17 protein-coding genes and 2 pseudogenes are annotated in these 17,509 nt (G+C 32.8%); 15 read left to right on the forward strand and 4 right to left on the reverse strand.

All coding sequences use genetic code 11. From position 1 onward, the window contains the following. A pseudogene (locus RRY75_RS11990) lies at positions 1–980 on the reverse strand (transposase); the annotation flags it as partial. 234 nt (positions 981–1,214) lie between these two features. Between RRY75_RS11990 and RRY75_RS11995 the strand changes: the two are divergent. Then, positions 1,215–1,586 carry a type II toxin-antitoxin system PemK/MazF family toxin gene (locus RRY75_RS11995; RefSeq protein ID WP_332716911.1) on the forward strand — a complete coding sequence of 124 codons (372 nt, stop codon included), beginning with the start codon at positions 1,215–1,217 and terminating at the stop codon, positions 1,584–1,586. 55 nt (positions 1,587–1,641) lie between these two features. Here RRY75_RS11995 and RRY75_RS12000 read toward each other — a convergent pair whose 3' ends face one another. Next, on the reverse strand, positions 1,642–2,802 hold the full coding sequence (locus tag RRY75_RS12000; protein ID WP_332716914.1) for an AI-2E family transporter: 1,161 nt from the start codon (positions 2,800–2,802) through the stop codon (positions 1,642–1,644). A 96-nt stretch (positions 2,803–2,898) separates the two neighbouring features. On the opposite strand from RRY75_RS12000, the gene uvsE reads away from it, so the two are divergent. After that, positions 2,899–3,825 (forward strand): UV DNA damage repair endonuclease UvsE, encoded by a 927-nt coding sequence (uvsE, locus tag RRY75_RS12005; protein ID WP_332716917.1) that lies wholly within the window; start codon positions 2,899–2,901, stop codon positions 3,823–3,825. A 50-nt stretch (positions 3,826–3,875) separates the two neighbouring features. Further along, positions 3,876–5,336 (forward strand): leucyl aminopeptidase, encoded by a 1,461-nt coding sequence (locus RRY75_RS12010; RefSeq protein ID WP_332716920.1) that lies wholly within the window; start codon positions 3,876–3,878, stop codon positions 5,334–5,336. Between the two features lie 168 nt (positions 5,337–5,504). On the opposite strand, the gene RRY75_RS12015 is transcribed toward RRY75_RS12010, so the two are convergent. Then, positions 5,505–6,845 (reverse strand): MATE family efflux transporter, encoded by a 1,341-nt coding sequence (locus tag RRY75_RS12015; protein ID WP_332716923.1) that lies wholly within the window; start codon positions 6,843–6,845, stop codon positions 5,505–5,507. Between the two features lie 141 nt (positions 6,846–6,986). Here RRY75_RS12015 and greA point away from each other — a divergent pair, with 141 nt between their 5' ends. The 9 genes and pseudogenes from greA to RRY75_RS12060 all read left to right on the forward strand — a co-directional run bounded on the left by greA (position 6,987) and on the right by RRY75_RS12060 (position 14,472). Beyond that, positions 6,987–7,451 (forward strand): transcription elongation factor GreA, encoded by a 465-nt coding sequence (gene greA, locus RRY75_RS12020; RefSeq protein ID WP_332716926.1) that lies wholly within the window; start codon positions 6,987–6,989, stop codon positions 7,449–7,451. A 49-nt stretch (positions 7,452–7,500) separates the two neighbouring features. Further along, on the forward strand, positions 7,501–8,619 hold the full coding sequence (locus tag RRY75_RS12025) for a CapA family protein (RefSeq protein WP_332716929.1): 1,119 nt from the start codon (positions 7,501–7,503) through the stop codon (positions 8,617–8,619). 39 nt (positions 8,620–8,658) lie between these two features. Further along, positions 8,659–10,116, forward strand: a complete 1,458-nt coding sequence (locus tag RRY75_RS12030; RefSeq protein ID WP_332716932.1) for an aminotransferase class I/II-fold pyridoxal phosphate-dependent enzyme — start codon at positions 8,659–8,661, stop codon at positions 10,114–10,116. Between the two features lie 125 nt (positions 10,117–10,241). Beyond that, positions 10,242–10,547: pseudogene (locus RRY75_RS12035) on the forward strand (YaaR family protein); the annotation flags it as partial. Between the two features lie 44 nt (positions 10,548–10,591). Beyond that, complete coding sequence (holB, locus tag RRY75_RS12040; RefSeq protein ID WP_332716935.1) at positions 10,592–11,575, forward strand: DNA polymerase III subunit delta'; 984 nt, start codon at positions 10,592–10,594, stop codon at positions 11,573–11,575. Further along, the gene (locus tag RRY75_RS12045; RefSeq protein WP_332716937.1) at positions 11,572–12,474 is read left to right on the forward strand and encodes a PSP1 domain-containing protein; all 903 of its coding nucleotides are present in this window, start codon (positions 11,572–11,574) and stop codon (positions 12,472–12,474) included. The genes holB and RRY75_RS12045 overlap by 4 nt, the downstream gene beginning before the upstream one ends. Next, positions 12,452–13,204 (forward strand): tRNA1(Val) (adenine(37)-N6)-methyltransferase, encoded by a 753-nt coding sequence (locus RRY75_RS12050; RefSeq protein ID WP_332716940.1) that lies wholly within the window; start codon positions 12,452–12,454, stop codon positions 13,202–13,204. The genes RRY75_RS12045 and RRY75_RS12050 overlap by 23 nt, the downstream gene beginning before the upstream one ends. 21 nt (positions 13,205–13,225) lie before the next feature. Beyond that, on the forward strand, positions 13,226–14,074 hold the full coding sequence (rsmI, locus tag RRY75_RS12055) for a 16S rRNA (cytidine(1402)-2'-O)-methyltransferase (protein WP_332716943.1): 849 nt from the start codon (positions 13,226–13,228) through the stop codon (positions 14,072–14,074). Positions 14,075–14,097: 23 nt separating this feature from the next. Then, positions 14,098–14,472 carry a hypothetical protein gene (locus tag RRY75_RS12060; protein ID WP_332716946.1) on the forward strand — a complete coding sequence of 125 codons (375 nt, stop codon included), beginning with the start codon at positions 14,098–14,100 and terminating at the stop codon, positions 14,470–14,472. A 21-nt stretch (positions 14,473–14,493) separates the two neighbouring features. Here RRY75_RS12060 and RRY75_RS12065 read toward each other — a convergent pair whose 3' ends face one another. Next, positions 14,494–14,907: a hypothetical protein gene (locus RRY75_RS12065; protein WP_332716949.1), complete on the reverse strand. Its 414-nt coding sequence runs from the start codon at positions 14,905–14,907 to the stop codon at positions 14,494–14,496. A gap of 282 nt (positions 14,908–15,189) precedes the next feature. Here RRY75_RS12065 and RRY75_RS12070 point away from each other — a divergent pair, with 282 nt between their 5' ends. From RRY75_RS12070 to RRY75_RS12080, 3 genes are all read left to right on the forward strand, one after another. Next, a complete protein-coding gene (locus RRY75_RS12070) occupies positions 15,190–15,474 on the forward strand; it encodes a hypothetical protein (RefSeq protein ID WP_332716952.1) in 285 nt (94 codons plus the stop codon). 157 nt (positions 15,475–15,631) lie between these two features. After that, positions 15,632–15,943: an MFS transporter gene (locus tag RRY75_RS12075; protein WP_442935442.1), complete on the forward strand. Its 312-nt coding sequence runs from the start codon at positions 15,632–15,634 to the stop codon at positions 15,941–15,943. 390 nt (positions 15,944–16,333) lie between these two features. Next, entirely contained in the window at positions 16,334–16,984 is a 651-nt protein-coding gene (locus RRY75_RS12080; protein WP_332716955.1) for a deoxynucleoside kinase, read from the forward strand. The last annotated feature ends 525 nt before the right edge of the window (positions 16,985–17,509 follow it).

The raw sequence follows: 17,509 nt of genomic DNA on the forward strand, positions 1-17,509 counted from the left end.
TGTAATTGAAGGATTTAACTTTGCTACTAAGTTGATTTTATTTTTAGCTGCCAATTTAATATTTCCTTTTTCTGAGTAGGCAACATCTCCAATAATTGTATCTATTTCAAGGCCTGTATCCATACTTTTTTCTAGCAATACTTTTAATTCTTTCCCATCATTTTTTCCCCAGTTATAATTATTGCCGCAGTAATAATTCTTTCTTCCGTTATTGCAATATGTGTTTTATAGCCAAAAAATACAAAGTCTGCACTTTTATGTCCAACCTTTGCATCAGGATTACTTTGAGATTTGTAGATGTTCTAAGTCATTAGTTATCGTTTCTTCAAGCAAATTTAGTTTTTCTTTTATCTTTGGATAGGTAATGATGCTCTTGTTACTATTTATAGTAGATACAAGTTTTTCACTGTAAGCGATTTCAGCTTTTAATGTATCTATAGTATTTTTGGACGGAAAAGTTTCTTTTAAAGTCTCATCTATTTCATAAACAGTCTTACGTAGCTTTTTAGTTTGTTCTTGTAGAATTTCTCTTGGTGTTTTTTGATTATAACGTGCTTTAAAATATGTTGTATCAACAATAATAGACTTAGATTTAATAAGATCTTTATCTAGTGCTATAGATACAGTTTTATTAATAAGCATATCTAAAAGACTAATATTCTTTAAACGAAGCTTATGAAAATTAGTTAAAGAACTAGATTCAATTATGTCATCTTCTGGTGCCATGCCTAAAAAATATTTAAAAGACATCGCATATCTTGAACGCTCTACAATATCTACATCTGATAAATCAAAGATAGATTTATCAGATGTAGATATTTAAACATACGAATAGGACTAATAGTATTTCTACCATTGTCTAAACAATACTTATCAATAAGTTCTTTGTAAACAAAAGAAAAATCTATAAGTTCGTTAATTCTTTTCAAAAGATTATCTTTAGAAACTACAATATTGTAAATTTTTATATATGAGATCAAGTTTAAAGTCTGTTGTTGTTAAAGCAGAGTATCACCTTCCAAATTTGATATTTTTATTATAACAAAAAACTCCATCAATGAAGAGATACGACATTGATGGAGTTTTTCATAACAAGAACACTTTTGTAGTGATTTCCTTTTTGAGATGCCTTTTTATATTTTTAGTATTTTATAGAAGAATGTTTAAATTATTTTATAATGGGGAATACTAAAATTAACAAAGGAGGAGAAAATATGAATATTGAAGAAACATTGTCTGAATACATATATCCTCGAAGAGGAGAAATTTACGAAGCAGATTTAGGGATTGGCGATGGCAGTGAACAAGCAGGGATTAGACCTGTTTTAATTATACAAAATAACGTAGGGAATCATTACTCACCTACTATTATATGTGTACCTTTAACTTCAAAAATTAAAAAGGATATACCTACACATTATACAGTTACCAAGGAGAAGTATCACTTCTTAACTCATGATTCTACTATTTTATGTGAGCAGATCAAAACAATTTCTAAGAGGCGACTTTCTCATAAAATAGGGATGCTTTCAAAGCAGGATATGCAAAATGTTGATCAAAGACTCAGCATAAGTATTGCATTATAAGTATAAGTGTAGAGGTATACATATAGAATAAAGCTATAAAAAAGACATAGAAGAATTATTCTTCTATGTCTTTTTCAGTTATTTTAATTTTTTTAGTTTTAAGTTTAGTATAAGTCGCTTCACGTAAGAGTGTATAAATAATAGCAAATGTAGGAACCCCTATAATCATACCAACAATACCGAACTTACCACCTGCAACTAAAATAGCAAACATTACCCATAAACCAGATAAGCCAATAGAATTACCTACAACACGAGGATAGATGATATCTCCATCTATTTGTTGTAATATAATAATTAGGATGATAAACCATAATGCTTGAATAGGATGGGTTGGATTTGCCATTAAAATAATAAAAGTAGTTGGAATAGCACCGAGTATTGGTCCGAGTATTGGTATCATATTACTTAAACCGATAATAACACTTACAAGTAATGCATAAGGCATACGTAAGATACTCATGCTAATAAAGCACATTAAACCAAGAATAAAGGCATCTAGTATTTGTCCAGAAATAAAATTTCCAAATGTTTTGTGTGTAAGCTGACTTACTCGTATTACTTGGTTTGCAAATGAAGTTGGTGTAAAGGCTAATAATAGTTTTTGACCTTGTAAAACTAATTTTTCTTTACTGCTTAATAAATAAACTGAGATAATAAAGCCAAAAATAATATTGGTGATACTAGATGTAATACTAAAAATAGAATCTAAAACATTTGGTAGAGCAGTATAAAGAAAATTAAGTACTTGTTGAACTATTTGAGAAGCATATTGTTGAATATCTAAGATAAATTCATTAGGAAGTTTTAAATCTTCAAAGGTAGTTAAGGCAAATTGTTGCGCAGCCTTATAATGTTCAGGGAGATCTCGTGTCAATGTTTCTATACTTGTTGCAAGTTGGGGAACTAGTAGAGAGATAATAACTATAAAAATCGTAAAGATACTTAAGTATGTTACTGCTAAGGCAATAGGCTTACGTATATGTTTTAAAAGAGTATATTTAGTTTTTATATCAAATTTAAATACTTTGTTATAAAAGAAATTAAATGGTTTGTTCAATAAATAAGCGATTACAAAACCATAAATAAAAGGAATAATAAGATGAATTCCCTCTTTTAATACATTCATAACAAGAGGCCAATTTTGAAGCGTTAGAAAGAGTAGTATAGCATAAGTAATTAATAGTAGATTGCTCTTTAGTTTTCCTTTGTCCATTGAAATATCCTTTCTCATAAGTAAGTATAATAAATATTATTACAATTAAGAATCTACTTGTCAACGACATCATACCACATAAAAGAGGAATAAACTATGAATTTATGCCAATTAAGAATAGGTTATGCATGTATTAATTTATCTTTAAAGAAAAAGTATAGAACTTTTAAATTAAAAACTATTCAAGAAAAGAATATAGAAAAAATTAGAGAGGTTATTGAACACAATATAATTTTATTAGGTGATATTATTTATCATAATATTAAAGATAATATTTATGTCTATAGAATTACAGCAGAGTTGATTCCGTTTATAGATAATCAAGATATGAAAAATATATTTAAAGAATATCACATACTTGAAAGTAACAAAATAAAGGGAGAGTTAGAACGTATTAAGAAATGGCAGCAAGAATATAATCTTAGGATTTCTATGCATACGAGTCATTTTACAATGCTAGCATCACCAAAAGAGAAAATTATTGAAAAATCTATAGGAGAGTTAAGGGCACAAGCAGAGTTTTTACACCAGCTAGGAGGAGAAAATTTAGTTATACACATAGGAGGAGCCTATGGGAATAAGACGGAAACGCTAGAGCGATTTAAACAAACGATTAAAAATAATAAAGATCAGTTAGATTTAGATTTATTAACAGTAGAAAATGATGATAAGACCTATACATCTAAAGAAATAGTGGAGGTATGTAAGACATTAAATTTAAAATGGGTATATGATTTTCATCATGAAAGATGTAATCCTAGTGAGGATACGAATATAGTTGATTTGTTAAGATTACATCCACCAAGCAAATGTCATCTGTCATCTGGAGCAATAGCACCTAATAAGCCGCAACATGCAGACTTTATAGAAAAGGAAGATATAAAGTCACTACAACAACAACTTACTTTAGCAGGAATAAATCAAGTAGATATTGTTTTTGAAGCTAAACAAAAGGATTTATCTATTTATGAAATTATGAAGCCTTTAAAGAATGGATTTTGGAAAATAAAAAGTACCCAATAATAATTATTTGTAGTAAGATAAAGAGGACACTAATTTTTAGGAGGTTAACAATGAATATTATTATTAAAGATATAGAGCATGAAGTATTACAAGGTATGATTATACCAGTATATGAAGATCAAACACATATAATTGAACAGGTTGAATTAATAAAGAAAGGTGATGTATTTAGTGGAAAAGAGGGTGAATGCCTGTACTATACAACACCAGAAATGAAATATATGATTTTAGTAGGCTTAGGTAAATACGAAGCACTCAAGTTAGAGGGATTGAAAAATACTATTGCTAAAGGTGCTAAAAAAGCTAAAGAACTTAAATTGAAGACTTATGGTGTAAGTGTAATGGATGCGGCACATATATGTACAGGTGGAATATGTAAAGCAATGGTACAAGCACTTAAACTATCTATTTATTCTTTTGATAAATACAAGGCCGGAGAAGAAAATAAAGCATATGATCCAACAGTATATCTCTTAAATGTACCAGTAGAAAAAGTAGATAAATTAGAAAAACGTTTAGAAATTACTAATCATATTATAGAGGGTGTCATAGAGGCTAGAAATTTAGTCAATGAGCCTGCTAATGTTATTTATCCAGAATCTTTAGCAGAACGTGTACAAGTACTTGGAACTGAAAATGGATTTGAAGTAGAAATATTTGATGAAACTCAAATTCAAGATTTAGGAATGAAGGCCTTTTATGAAGTAGGGAAGGGGTCTGCAAGACTACCAAGATTGATTGTCATGAGATATATGGGGGACCCTACAAATGAAACGATATTAGGACTTGTAGGTAAGGGATTAACATTTGATACAGGTGGTTATTCACTTAAACCAGCAGCTTCAATGGATACTATGAAAAGTGATATGGCAGGTGCTGCAGCTGTTATAGGTACAATGTGTGCAGTAGCAAAAAACAAGCTTAAGTCCAATGTTGTAGCTGTAGTAGCCGCTTGTGAAAATGCTATTTCAGGCATTAGTTATAAACCAGGAGATATTATTGGATCTATGGCAGGTAAGACTATTGAAGTATTAAATACAGATGCTGAAGGTAGATTAACACTTATAGATGCTGTAACTTATATTATTCGTAAAGAAAAGGCAACAAGCGTAGTTGATGTAGCAACTCTTACAGGTGCAGCACTTGTAGCACTTGGAACAACAACAACAGCTGTTATTTCTAATGATGATGCATTTTATAACGAACTTATGGAAGGTGCAGCTAAGACAGGTGAAAAATTCTGGAGACTCCCAGCTTATGATGACTACAAAAAACTCATCAAGAGTGAGATAGCGGATCTTAAAAATTTAGGAGGCCGTAATGCAGGAACAATTACAGCAGGACTTTTCATCGGTGAATTTGTAGAAGATAAACCATGGCTCCACTTAGATATTGCAGGAACATCATGGGCAGAGAGTAGCCTTAATGAATATTCAGGTAAAGGAGCAACAGGCGTTCCTGTAACTACTTTATACAATATGATTGAGAAAAAGAAACCTTGTCATCATTAACAAAGTATACGCAAATTAACAACCTATCATAAAGTCATAAGGAGAAGGTTTCAATATAAGTCTTACATGACGATGAATAGGTAGATTAACCTATAAAAAGCTATAAAACTAATATAAATTTTAGTTTTATAGCTTTTTTATTTTGTTTAATAAATATTATTAATAAAGTTAATCTATAGGGTTATTATATTTTATATAACTGTAAAGCATAACACCACCCAATATAAAGATTGAACATATATCAGAAAATGGTTGAGCATAGAAAATTCCTTCAACACCCATATAGATAGGTAAAAGGATAGAAAATAAGATTTGCAATACAAAACTACGCCCAATCGAAACAATATTAGCTTCTAAATTACGATGAATAGATTGATAGTAAGCACCCATTGTATAGACAATCCCAATGAAAGGACTTCCTAGACAGAATATAACAGTTCGTTTATAAGCAAGAGGCAATAAATCAGGAGTAATGCCAAAGAGCTGAATAAAGTACTCACCATAGTAAATTAGGCAGGTTAATAAGACAATCCCAATAATAATGCTTGCGATAAGGGTAATCTTAAGTAATTTATGCATGCGTTTAATAGAATCTGCACCGAAGTGATACCCAATTAGAGGCTGCATGCCTTGTGAAATTCCTACACATAGTTGAATATATAGAGATATGGTATAGCCTGCTACAGAGAATATAGCAATATCTGCTGTATTTCCATAACGATAGATAATTTTATTTTGCAGTAAAATTACTACACCGATAGAAAGTTGAATCATAAAGGATACAAAACCAACTTTGATTACTTCTTTTAGAAGGGATGAATTAATTTTAAAGTATTCCCTTTTTAGTTTTAAATGTGATTTTCCCCCTAAGAAGTAGCAAAGGCCTATAATAGTAGAAAGGATAACGCCAGCACCTGTAGCAAGAGCCGCACCTTTAGTACCCCATCCGAGTTCAATAACAAAAAGCCAATCGAGTACAATGTTTCCAATAGCCCCTGCACCTACCATAATCATAGACAGATTGGGACTGCCATCGGCACGTACTAAAGGGTTTAAGGCATTAGCAAGTAAATAAGGAATAGCCATCATATAAATCACTAGGAAGTAATCCTTTGTATACTGATAAGTATCAGGGGTAGCACCTAAAAACTTAACAATGGGGTCAGCAATAACAAATCCAAGTATCATAAGAATAATACCAACATATAGGATAGCTTTAATGACACTTCCTAAAATCTGCTCTGCTTTATCTTGGTTATGTTGACCTATATAGATAGATACAAGGCTACTTGCACCCGCACCAAAGAGAAGTCCAATTCCAAGTATAATGGTCACGGCTGGCCAGGCTAAGTTGACACCAGCAAGTCCAGCTTCACCAGCACCTTGTCCTACAAAAATACCATCTACCATAGTATAGATAGTGCTTAAAATAACACCAACAACGGAGGCTGAGACAAATTTAGTCCATACTTTTATTAAGTTTCCGTTCAAAATATAATTCAAATTCATATTTCACCTCATTTACACTGTCCAAGATATATATCAAGCTATTATAGCTTAGGATTTCCAATAAAGTAAAGTAGATTCACGCAACTAGTGATATAATAGAGGGAAGAGAATAAGAAAAAATATCCATGAAAGGAGGAAACTATGAGAAATTTTTTAAGTTCAGAAGATATTGAAGAAATGAAGAAAGAAATAGAGTATCGTAAAGTTTTTGAACGTAAAAGACTAATAGAAGATGTAAAAGAAGCAAGAGCACATGGAGACTTAAGTGAGAACTTTGAGTATAAGGCAGCTAAACGTGAAAGGGGAAAAAATGAATCACGTATTCGCTATTTAGAACGCATGATTAAGACTGGAAAAGTTATTTCTACAGAGAGTAAGATTGATGAAGTAGGACTCAATAAGGATGTAAGGATTAAATTTTTAGATGATGATTTTGAACAAATATTTAATATTGTAACAACTATGAAGACAGATGCTGTAAATAGCAAAATCAGTATAGAATCTCCATTGGGAAAAGCTTTGTTTAAGAAAAAGGTGGGAGATATTATACAGGTAGAGTCACCTGAAGGTAGCTATGAAGTAGAGATACTAGAAATTATAGAGTAAGGGTAAGTTGAAGATTATTATAGAACATAGACTAAAGGGGGAAAGGTTTGTGAACAAAAGAAAGATAATAATCATAATGGCATTACTAGGTTTAGTAGGAATGGGAAGTTGTCAAGTAAGGGCGATTGAAGTAGGTCAAGTAATAAGGTTTAGTCAGGCACTAATCGAGCAGAAGCAACAGTTAGAATTACAAAAAGCTTTAATAGAAGAAAAAAAGCAAGAATTACAAGAAGCAGCAGAACTTGCAAGGGAGCAAAGCCTAACCATAAGCTTTGCTGGAGACTGTACACTTGGTACATACTATGGTCAAGGTGAATGGAATAGATTTGACCGGGTAGCTAATGAGAAGGGGTATGCTCATTTCTTTAATAATGTAAGACCTTACTTTGCAGTAGATGATTTAACTGTTGTGAATTTAGAGGGACCGCTGACAACAGGAGGAACAAGAGCAGATAAAACTTTTGCTATTAAAGGGGATCCTTCATATACTAAAATTCTAAAAGAAGGTAGTATTGAAGCAGTAAGCTTAGCCAACAATCATACTTATGACTACGGAAGTGAAGGCATGAAACAAACTAAGCAAGCACTACAAGCAGCTAATATTGATTATTTTATAGAGGATACAATTAGCTATCGAGAGGTGAAGGGTATAAAAATAGCCTTAATAGGAGAAAAGGGATGGGACAAAAGCCAGGGAACTAAAGAGAAGCTTAAAAAGCATATAAAAGCAGCTAAAGCACAAGCTGATTTAGTCTTTGTGATGTTTCATTGGGGAATAGAAAGAGAGCACTATCCTAATGATATCCAAAAGGAATTAGCTAGACTTTGTATTGATGAAGGAGCTGATTTAGTGATAGGCTCACACCCACATGTGATACAGGGTATAGAAACCTATAAAGGAAAAAATATTATCTATAGTTTGGGTAACTTTAGTTTTGGTGCAAATAAGAATCCTGATGATAAAGACACCTTTATCTATCAAGCTACATATACAATAAAAGATGGTCAAGTAACATTTAGTAAAAGTGAAGTGATTCCCTGTAGTATTTCATCTACTAAAGATAGAAATACATATCAACCTACACCGCTAGAGGGTACAGAGAAGGAACGCGTGCAAAATAGACTTAAGATCTATAGTAGTAAATTTGAAACCCCTTATTTTAACTAAAAAGTAGGGAACTAATGATTAAAAGGAAGAAGTAAATTCATGAATACAAGACATAATCAAATGCCTCTTTATACAGCATTAATGGAATATAGCCAACACAAGAAACCATTTCATATGCCAGGGCATAAATTAGGAAGATTTGGAGATATGAAACAAATTGATTATACCGCATTAGATGTAACAGAAGCTAATGGGTTAGATAACCTTTATGAAGCAGAGGGCATTATTGAAGCTGCGATGGATAAAATGCGTAAGTTTTACGGTGCATATAAGACGATCTTTCTTACTAATGGATCAACCGCAGGGATTCTTACGAGCTTGATGACCATGTGTAAGCCTGGAGATGAGGTGCTTATTGCAAGAAACTGTCATCATAGTGTATGGCATGCACTTATATTGATAGGTGCTGTCCCTATTTATATTCAACCTGAGTATAACAGTGACTTAGGATTGATGACAAAAGTAAGGAAAGATACTATTCAGGAAGCATTGCTACAGTATCCAAATGTTAAGGGCGCTATTATTGTAAGTCCGACCTATGAGGGTGTTGTATCTGATGTTAAAGGAATAGCTGAAGTTTTACATCAAGCAGGTAAGGCACTCATTGTAGATGAAGCACATGGAGCACACTTTGCAGTAAACTCATATTTTCCTACCAGTAGTCTTAAACTAGGTGCTGACTTAGTTATTCAAAGTATGCATAAAACAATGCCTACGCTTACACAAAGTGCTTTATTGCATCAAGGCACAGCATTATTTAGTTATGGACAGTTAATTCAAACATTAAGGATGGTACAAACAAGTAGTCCTTCCTATACCTTGATGGCTACAATGGACTATGCAAGGCATTATGTTGAAGAACACAAAAGTGAAATAGAAATAGATTATATAAAACCTCTCATTGCAATGAGAGAAAGACTTCAAAATCTAAATAAGCTTCATCTGCTTAACTTAGCACATGAAGCTTATGATATAAGTAAGATCATTATTTTTACCACACATAGTGGTATAGATAGTTATCTTTTAGGGCAATACTTAGAAGAACGTTATCAAATAGTAGCAGAAGCCACATTGCCACATTATGTTATACTTATGACTACAGTAGCGGATAATACAGCCACTTTAACAGAGTTAGAAAGAGCTTTAATAGAAATTGATAAAGAACTTAGCCTAATACAAGAGCCTCAGGTTGCCGATTTATATTGTAGTCAACTTAATCAAATTATAGATGAGCTACCAACTATTCAAAAAGGTGTTTATACACCACGAGAAGTACATTATGGCATGTCTAGTTGGCAGACTCTCAAATATTGCCTAGGAAAAGTAGCTGCTCAAACAATTATGTTTTATCCACCAGGTATACCCATTCTTTATATGGGGGAAGCATTCCAAGAAAGGCATCTCATGATTATTGAACAATATGCAAATAGGCTTAAAGGCATTCAATATAGTGGAACTGAAATACATTGCAAAGTACTAGACATTCCATTAAAATAAAATAGAAAAAGGGTTTAAGGGGGACAGCGATGGCTGGTTTACATGTTAATCATATTCAATTACCACAGCTAAGAGAGCTTACAACAGACCCCAATGCTAAAATTGATTGAGGCTTTAGGTTTACTTTACTCAGCCATATTGAAGAAGGCGAACTTCAAGAGTCACTTAAACTCATGATAGAACGTATCACAGATCAGGGTAATAAGTTATCAGAGCATATGGATATTCGTGACATGAGACTTTATCGTAGTATGATTTCAGAATTTATGAATAAAGTGGTTGCGAACTCACATAAGTTTTCGAGGGAGAATTTTCTAGACCGAAGAGGAAGACATAGGGTTTATGGAATTGTACGACTAGTTAATGATAAAGTAGATGCACTTGCAACAGAAAATTTAAAAGTTGAAAAAGATAAAATAGAGATGACTTAACGTTCGTGGCATACACGGACGTTTTTCTATAGAAAGGATAAAGCATGGATACATTTAATGGGATAATAGGGCATGAGGATATAAAGAAATACTTTAATAAGGCGATACAATCACAGAAGGTATCTCACAGCTACATCTTTGAGGGACCTATAGGTGTGGGAAAAAAGCGTGTTGCTCAGGCTGTGGCACGTACACTTTTATGCCAAAGTGAGGATAAGCCTTGTGGTAAATGCAAGGCTTGTTTGTTGTTAGGCGCGGGTAATCATCCAGATTTAATTTATATAGATAAAGATAATAAGACAACAAAGATTGATACTGTAAGAGAAAAGCTCGTTAAAAATATGGATATCAAACCTTATCAAGGACCTTATAAAATTATCGTTGTGACAGAAGCAGATACCTTAACTATAGAAGGACAAAATGCTATGTTAAAAACAATTGAAGAACCACCAAGTTATGGTATTGTCATACTGATTACACAAAATTTAGCCAAACTACTTCCGACGATTAAATCAAGATGTATTCACCTTAGATTTAACCCATTACCTTATACCTATATATTGAATTACTTAGAAACCTATCAACTGAGTGAACGTCAGGCAGAAATTTATGCCCAGTTTGCAGAAGGTAGTATTGGTATAGCGAAGCAGCTTATAGAAGATGAACAGTTTTTAGAGGAAAGAAAAAAGAGCATCAACTATTTAACAACATTACAAAAGATAGACCTTATGGGTATGTATGAACTTGTGAAGAGTATTTGTGATGAGAAAGATTTTATAAGCAGTATGCTACACTTTTGGCTACTCTGGTATAGAGATTTAGCAGTGTTAAAAGCTACGGGAAATGAGAACTTGTATTATTTGGATTATAAATCTCACTTACTCGACATGTCCTCTAAATTAACGTATAATACAATTGACAAGCACATTAAGCTTATCAAAAATACACAGGCACAAATTAATCAGAATATATACGCAACGTTTGCAATAGAAAATTTACTACTTAAACTAAAGGAGAAAAAGAAATGATAACTGTTATCGGCATTAGATTTCGAACAGCAGGTAAGGTTTATTATTTTGATCCTGAAGATAATAATTATGTTCAAGGAGAGCATGTTATTGTTGAAACCGCAAGGGGGATTGAATATGGCGAAGTTATCCAGGGTAATCGAGATTTAAATGATGAAGAAGTAGTCTATCCTTTAAAGAAGGTTATTCGTAAGGCGACAGAAGAAGATAGCAAAAAAGTTGCAGAGAATAAAGTTAAAGAAAAAGAAGCATTTTTTACATGTAAGCAAAAGATATTAAAGCATAACTTAAATATGAAGCTTATTGATGTAGAATATACTTTTGATAATAATAAAATTCTTTTCTACTTTACATCAGATGAACGTGTAGACTTTAGAGAACTTGTTAAAGACTTAGCTGCAGTGTTTAGAACACGTATCGAACTTAGACAAATTGGTGTAAGAGATGAAACAAAAATGTGTGGTGGAATTGGTATTTGTGGAAGAGGCTTATGTTGTAATAAGTTCTTAAGTGACTTCCAACCTGTATCTATTAAGATGGCAAAGGACCAAAGCTTATCGCTTAACCCTATTAAAATATCAGGTATTTGTGGCAGACTTATGTGTTGTCTTAAATACGAAGAAGACGTATATGTAGAAATTCGTGGTAGACTTCCAGAAGTAGGTGATATGGTAGAGACACCAGATGGCCGTGGAGAGGTTCTTTCTGTAACAGTACTTCGTGAGCAAGTAAGAGTAGCTGTTAAGAAAAAAGATAAAGATGAAAAAGAAGCAATTGTATATCCAGTAGCGGACTTGAAAATTCTTACACGTAAGAAGAAGTGCGGTGGTGGATGTGGCGGTTGTGGGAATACAGACGAGAAGGAGTTTGAACACTTTGACTTTAGTAAACTCGAATGAGAGAGTAGATGACTTAGATAGAAATGGATATAAAATCATTCAGAATCCCGAAGTATTTTGCTTCGGGATTGATGCTGTACTATTAGCACATTTTGCGAAGGTGAGCAAAAGAGATCAGCAAGTATTAGACATTGGAACAGGTACAGGGATTATCCCTATCCTAATGCATGCAATTTACCAAAAAGGTAAATATACAGGCATTGATATTCAAGAAGAAATGGTAGAGATGGCAAATCGTTCTTTACAACTTAATGAGCTTACAGAAGATATACAAATTAGGCATATTGATGTGAAGATACTTAAAGAACATTTTACAGGACATTCTTTAGACCTAGTGACAAGTAACCCACCATATATGAAGGGAACAAATGGACTAAAAAATGAACATCCATCCAAGACTATTGCAAGGCATGAAGTGCTATGTACCTTAGAAGATATTATTGCAGCAGCAGGATACGTATTAAAGGTAAAAGGAAAGCTCTGTATGATTCATAGACCACAGAGATTAGCTGATATTATTTGTGCTATGAGAGAAAATAAGATAGAGCCTAAGCGCTTACGTATGGTTTATCCTAAGTCAGGGCAAGCACCTACTATGATTTTAATAGAAGGTGTTAAGGGTGGAAATAGTGAGATGAGAGTAGAGAAGCCACTTATTGTTTATAATGAAGATGGTACACATACAGATGAAATTTATGAGATATATGGACGACAAAGGCCTGAAGTGTAAAGCTTAAAAGAGGAGAAAAAAATGGAGACATATGGGATATTAACATTGTGTGCAACCCCAATAGGTAATCTAGAAGATATTACTTATCGTGTTGTGCGTACACTTACAGAAGCTGATTTCATTGCGGCAGAGGATACAAGACATACTAAAAAGCTTTTAAACCATTTTAATATACACACTAAGCTTATTAGTTACCATGAGCACAACAAAATTGAAAAAGGTCCAGAACTTATTGAGATTTTGAAATCAGGTAAGAATATTGCGCTTGTAACAGATGCAGGCACACCGGGGATTTCTGATCCAGGTGAAGATTTAGTAAGATTAGCTATGGAAGCAGGTGTAATGGTAACAAGTGCACCGGGAGCAGTAGCGGGTATTACAGCATTAATTTTATCTGGACAAAGTACGAGAAGATTCATTTTTGAAGGATTTTTACCTACAGATAAGAAAGAGAGACGAGCTGTATTAGAGGGGCTTAAGAATGAAACAAGAACAACTCTTTTATATGAGGCACCGCATCGATTACTCAAAACGTTAGAGGTACTCTATGAAGCTGTAGGAGACAGGTCTATAACAGTTACTAAAGAGTTAACTAAAAAATTTGAATTCATATATAAAACAAATTTAAGTGGGGCAATTGCTTATTTTGAAGAGGTAGAGCCTAAAGGTGAATTTGTTTTAGTCTTAGAAGGTAAAGATATAAAGGTTTTACAAGAAGAGGACCAAAAGGCTTGGGAAGAAATGTCTATTGAAGACCATCTACAAGTTTATTTGGATAAGGGACAAGATGAGAAGTCTGCTATGAAGCAGGTGGCAAAAGATAGAGGCGTTAGCAAAAGAGATATTTATGCCTATATTCATCAAAACTAGCTATAAGTAATAGGGGGATTAAAATGTCTAAAAAGAAGTACCTTATTAATCCAGACCATTTATTTATATGGTTTAGTATTTATCTCATTACAGCAATACCGGCATACTATAGAATTTATCATACAATACCTATAGGGTTGATAGTTGTGCTTATACTAGAAGAAATAGCTTCTTATTATATACTAGATGATAAAATGTTAGATATGTATATGAAAAGAGCTAAGCACCAATCAACTATTTTGGTTGTATTAGTTATTAGTGTGCTTATTGCAATCACGGGATTTATATGGTTATTCTTAAATGAATGGAAACTAGGTGTCATTATAGTGGGTGCAGATGTATTGTCCCATAGTATTAAAAGAATAATAGATAAAAAGAAAAGCTCTAGGGATACCTAGAGCTTTTTATATTAGCATGAGTTATTCGTCTATTTTAGTAAATGTATCAAATAAGTTCGTACCTTCAACTACTTGAGTAGATAAATCAATAGCGAGTTCACCTTCTTCACTAATAAAGAAAATAAGTTCTTCATCATGAATCACACCAAAGCTTAAAGCCTCACCATATGGAAGATGTGTAAGGAGGTCTTGAACAGTAGAAGATAAAGAAGTGATTACCATAGCAAAGCCTTCTTTTGGTTCAAGTACGGCTAACTCATCATCAATAGTATAGAGTTCTGTTGCATTTAAGAATTCTGTTTTAAATACATGTACTTTTTCATTGGCCTCATTAGGAAAATAAATACTAAGTTTATTACAATGAGGAAAACAGAATTTAAGAATGTTGTTAAATGTATCTTGAGAAAAATCTGAGATATTTGCGTATAATTTCATATATTGAAAGCTCCTTATCTTAAGCAGTAAAAATACCTATATATATTATACCCAATCCAAATTAAATAAGCAACGAAATGAAAAATAAGCAAAAAATAGGATATTCAAAAGAAAAGCATAATAAACCTAGTAATGATAGTACAAACTTATGAACATATCCACTGTAATGCAGTTGATATGTTATAGACTTAGAAACTATATGTGCGCTAAAAGTCTTAAATGATGTTATCAACACTTGTCTTGGGATGTTATACGGTACGTTGAAATAAAGAGTTTAGAAGAATGGATGTCATTAATACAATTAGTAAAGCAGAAGGGATTCATGACAAAAATGCTAACAAAGATGGATTGCAATTTCCCGGGGAGCTTACATTAAATAGGCCAAGAATCCATGAGTACTTGCAAAAAATGTATAAGAAGGTCATTCAAACGTATAAAACACAGATTGCTTTAAGAGAGGGTGACTTTATACCTATTATACGTCATCATAAGAGTTTTATAGGATATTGCAGGGGATATGACACACATCAATGCATGATTTTGATTAACTTAACAAAAAAAAGTTAAAGTAAATCTAGAAGAAGTAAAAGATAGGAATAAAAAAGCATTAGCCTATAACTATAAAACAGAGCAACTACAAGTAGATCAGACATTGGAACTTAGGCCGTTTGAAGGGGGACTTTATAAATTACATTAAGGGGGGATAGTATTTCCAATAGGTATTGTGACTATGTTTATGGCTTTGTTACTAAAAGAGAATTCACCAACAATGCTTGTGTATACTTTTGCTCCATTTAGTGGTATTTGGAGTACAGTATGTTCTTTAGTGCCTTTTTCCATTTTGCCAGACCTTGCAGATGTAGATGAGCTAATAACAGGAAAAAGGCGTGAAGGAGTTTATGCTGGAATGGCTACATTTATGAGAAAGCTGGGCAATGGAATAACGGTAGGGATAGCAGGTCTGATGTTACAAATATTTGGATACAATGCTATAGCGACAGTACAAACAACACAGGCACTAGTAGGGATACAATAATATTTGTAGTCTTACCCATTAGGATGCTTGCTCTTGCCACGTATATGGCAAGCCTGTATAAGATTAATGAGTAGTGCTACAATAAATTAATGAAAGAGTTAACCTATAGAAGAGCACATGAAGGGAAAAGTATGGCTACTAAGAAAGAGCAGAAGATATTTGGAGTCATAACAGAAATCAAATTTAAAGATTTATGGGATTCCTTAAAATTGTAGTAGCTTTAGATAAAGTATATAAAATAAAGAAATCAAGTTTACATCTGGTAATCTAACGTGCCTTATAGTATCTTATATAGTACATAAAGCAAGTAAAAAGACTATATATAGTAGGTGACGAACCTAATAGTATAAATTAGACTTCGTAACAACGACTGAGAGAGGCACGGTGAATATGTTGATAGTAGTGGGTGGAATGATTGGACTAGGGAAATCTAGCGTAGCAGAGGTGTTAGGAGAGGCTTTAGGAAGTGAAGTGTTTTTTGAAAGTGTAGATGATAATCCGATCTTACCACTTTTTTATACAGCATCTCCAGAGGAGATTCAATCTAAAAGATATCCTTTCTTATTACAACTCTATTTTTTAGATACACGTTTTAAAGCAATCAAACAAGCACTTGTTAAAGATAATAATGTTCTTGATAGAAGTATTTATGAAGATTGGTACTTTGCAAAGAAAAACATGGAGTTAGGTAGAATTAACAAGCTTGAAATGCAGGTATATGAAAGCCTATTACACAATATGATGGAAGAACTAGAAGAACTTCCAAAGAAAGCACCAGATTTAATGGTATATCTTAAAGGTTCATTCGAAACAGTACTTGAACGTATTATGAAAAGAGGTAGAAGTTTCGAATTAGATAAAGAGTTAGTAGACTACTATAGATTCTTATGGGAAGGGTACGATGAATGGGTAATGAAACATTATCAGGCTTCAGAAGTGCTTCTTGTAGATATGGATGAGATTGATGTAGTAGATAAGGAAGAAGATAAACAACGTGTTATTGAAATGGTTAAAGAAAGATTAGCAATAGTAAGAGGGTAGCAGAGGGGACTATTACATAAGTAATGATTAGTAGTCTACCTAAATAGAGGAGTTATAAAACTAGAGTTGATTAGTTTTATAACTTCTTTTTGCATAATAGAGGTAGTCGATGCACAGAATAGGGGAGTGAGCTCCATGCTCAAAAGAAGTATTAGAAGGATATAATTGGGGTGATATTAGGAGAGCTAGAGTTTTTTAAAGAAAGACACAGAGATAATTCTGTTTAGATTATCAAGATTAACTAACAGTTTTTAGGGGGATGAGATTAAAATATGTAAGCCAGTGACTTGCCTAGAAAAGTATCAAAGGGATATATGAAACCCATTGAAAAATAGTGAATAAAAAGGGATAAAGTAACTATATAAAAAAGAAATTAAAAAAAGCTTTGAAAGGTGTTGACTTATGTAGTTAGATAGTGCATAATAATACAAGTCAGCAGGGCATAGCGCCACTAAGACACAGGGCATAAAGCCTTGATAAATAAAGAAAAAATGAACTTTGAAAATAAAATAGTAACCATTAAAC

Source organism: Niameybacter sp. (assembly GCF_036655075.1).
Lineage (GTDB): Bacteria > Bacillota > Clostridia > Lachnospirales > Cellulosilyticaceae > Holtiella.

Coding starts and splice junctions, on each gene's coding strand:
- RRY75_RS12080 (WP_332716955.1), top strand. CDS start 16,334: ATGTTGATAGTAGTGGGTGGAATGATTGGACTAGGGAAATCTAGCGTA.
- RRY75_RS11995 (WP_332716911.1), top strand. CDS start 1,215: ATGAATATTGAAGAAACATTGTCTGAATACATATATCCTCGAAGAGGA.
- RRY75_RS12030 (WP_332716932.1), top strand. CDS start 8,659: ATGAATACAAGACATAATCAAATGCCTCTTTATACAGCATTAATGGAA.
- RRY75_RS12015 (WP_332716923.1), bottom strand. CDS start 6,845: ATGAATTTGAATTATATTTTGAACGGAAACTTAATAAAAGTATGGACT.
- holB (WP_332716935.1), top strand. CDS start 10,592: ATGGATACATTTAATGGGATAATAGGGCATGAGGATATAAAGAAATAC.
- RRY75_RS12045 (WP_332716937.1), top strand. CDS start 11,572: ATGATAACTGTTATCGGCATTAGATTTCGAACAGCAGGTAAGGTTTAT.
- RRY75_RS12065 (WP_332716949.1), bottom strand. CDS start 14,907: ATGAAATTATACGCAAATATCTCAGATTTTTCTCAAGATACATTTAAC.
- RRY75_RS12010 (WP_332716920.1), top strand. CDS start 3,876: ATGAATATTATTATTAAAGATATAGAGCATGAAGTATTACAAGGTATG.
- RRY75_RS12070 (WP_332716952.1), top strand. CDS start 15,190: ATGGATGTCATTAATACAATTAGTAAAGCAGAAGGGATTCATGACAAA.
- greA (WP_332716926.1), top strand. CDS start 6,987: ATGAGAAATTTTTTAAGTTCAGAAGATATTGAAGAAATGAAGAAAGAA.
- RRY75_RS12000 (WP_332716914.1), bottom strand. CDS start 2,802: ATGGACAAAGGAAAACTAAAGAGCAATCTACTATTAATTACTTATGCT.
- uvsE (WP_332716917.1), top strand. CDS start 2,899: ATGAATTTATGCCAATTAAGAATAGGTTATGCATGTATTAATTTATCT.
- rsmI (WP_332716943.1), top strand. CDS start 13,226: ATGGAGACATATGGGATATTAACATTGTGTGCAACCCCAATAGGTAAT.
- RRY75_RS12060 (WP_332716946.1), top strand. CDS start 14,098: ATGTCTAAAAAGAAGTACCTTATTAATCCAGACCATTTATTTATATGG.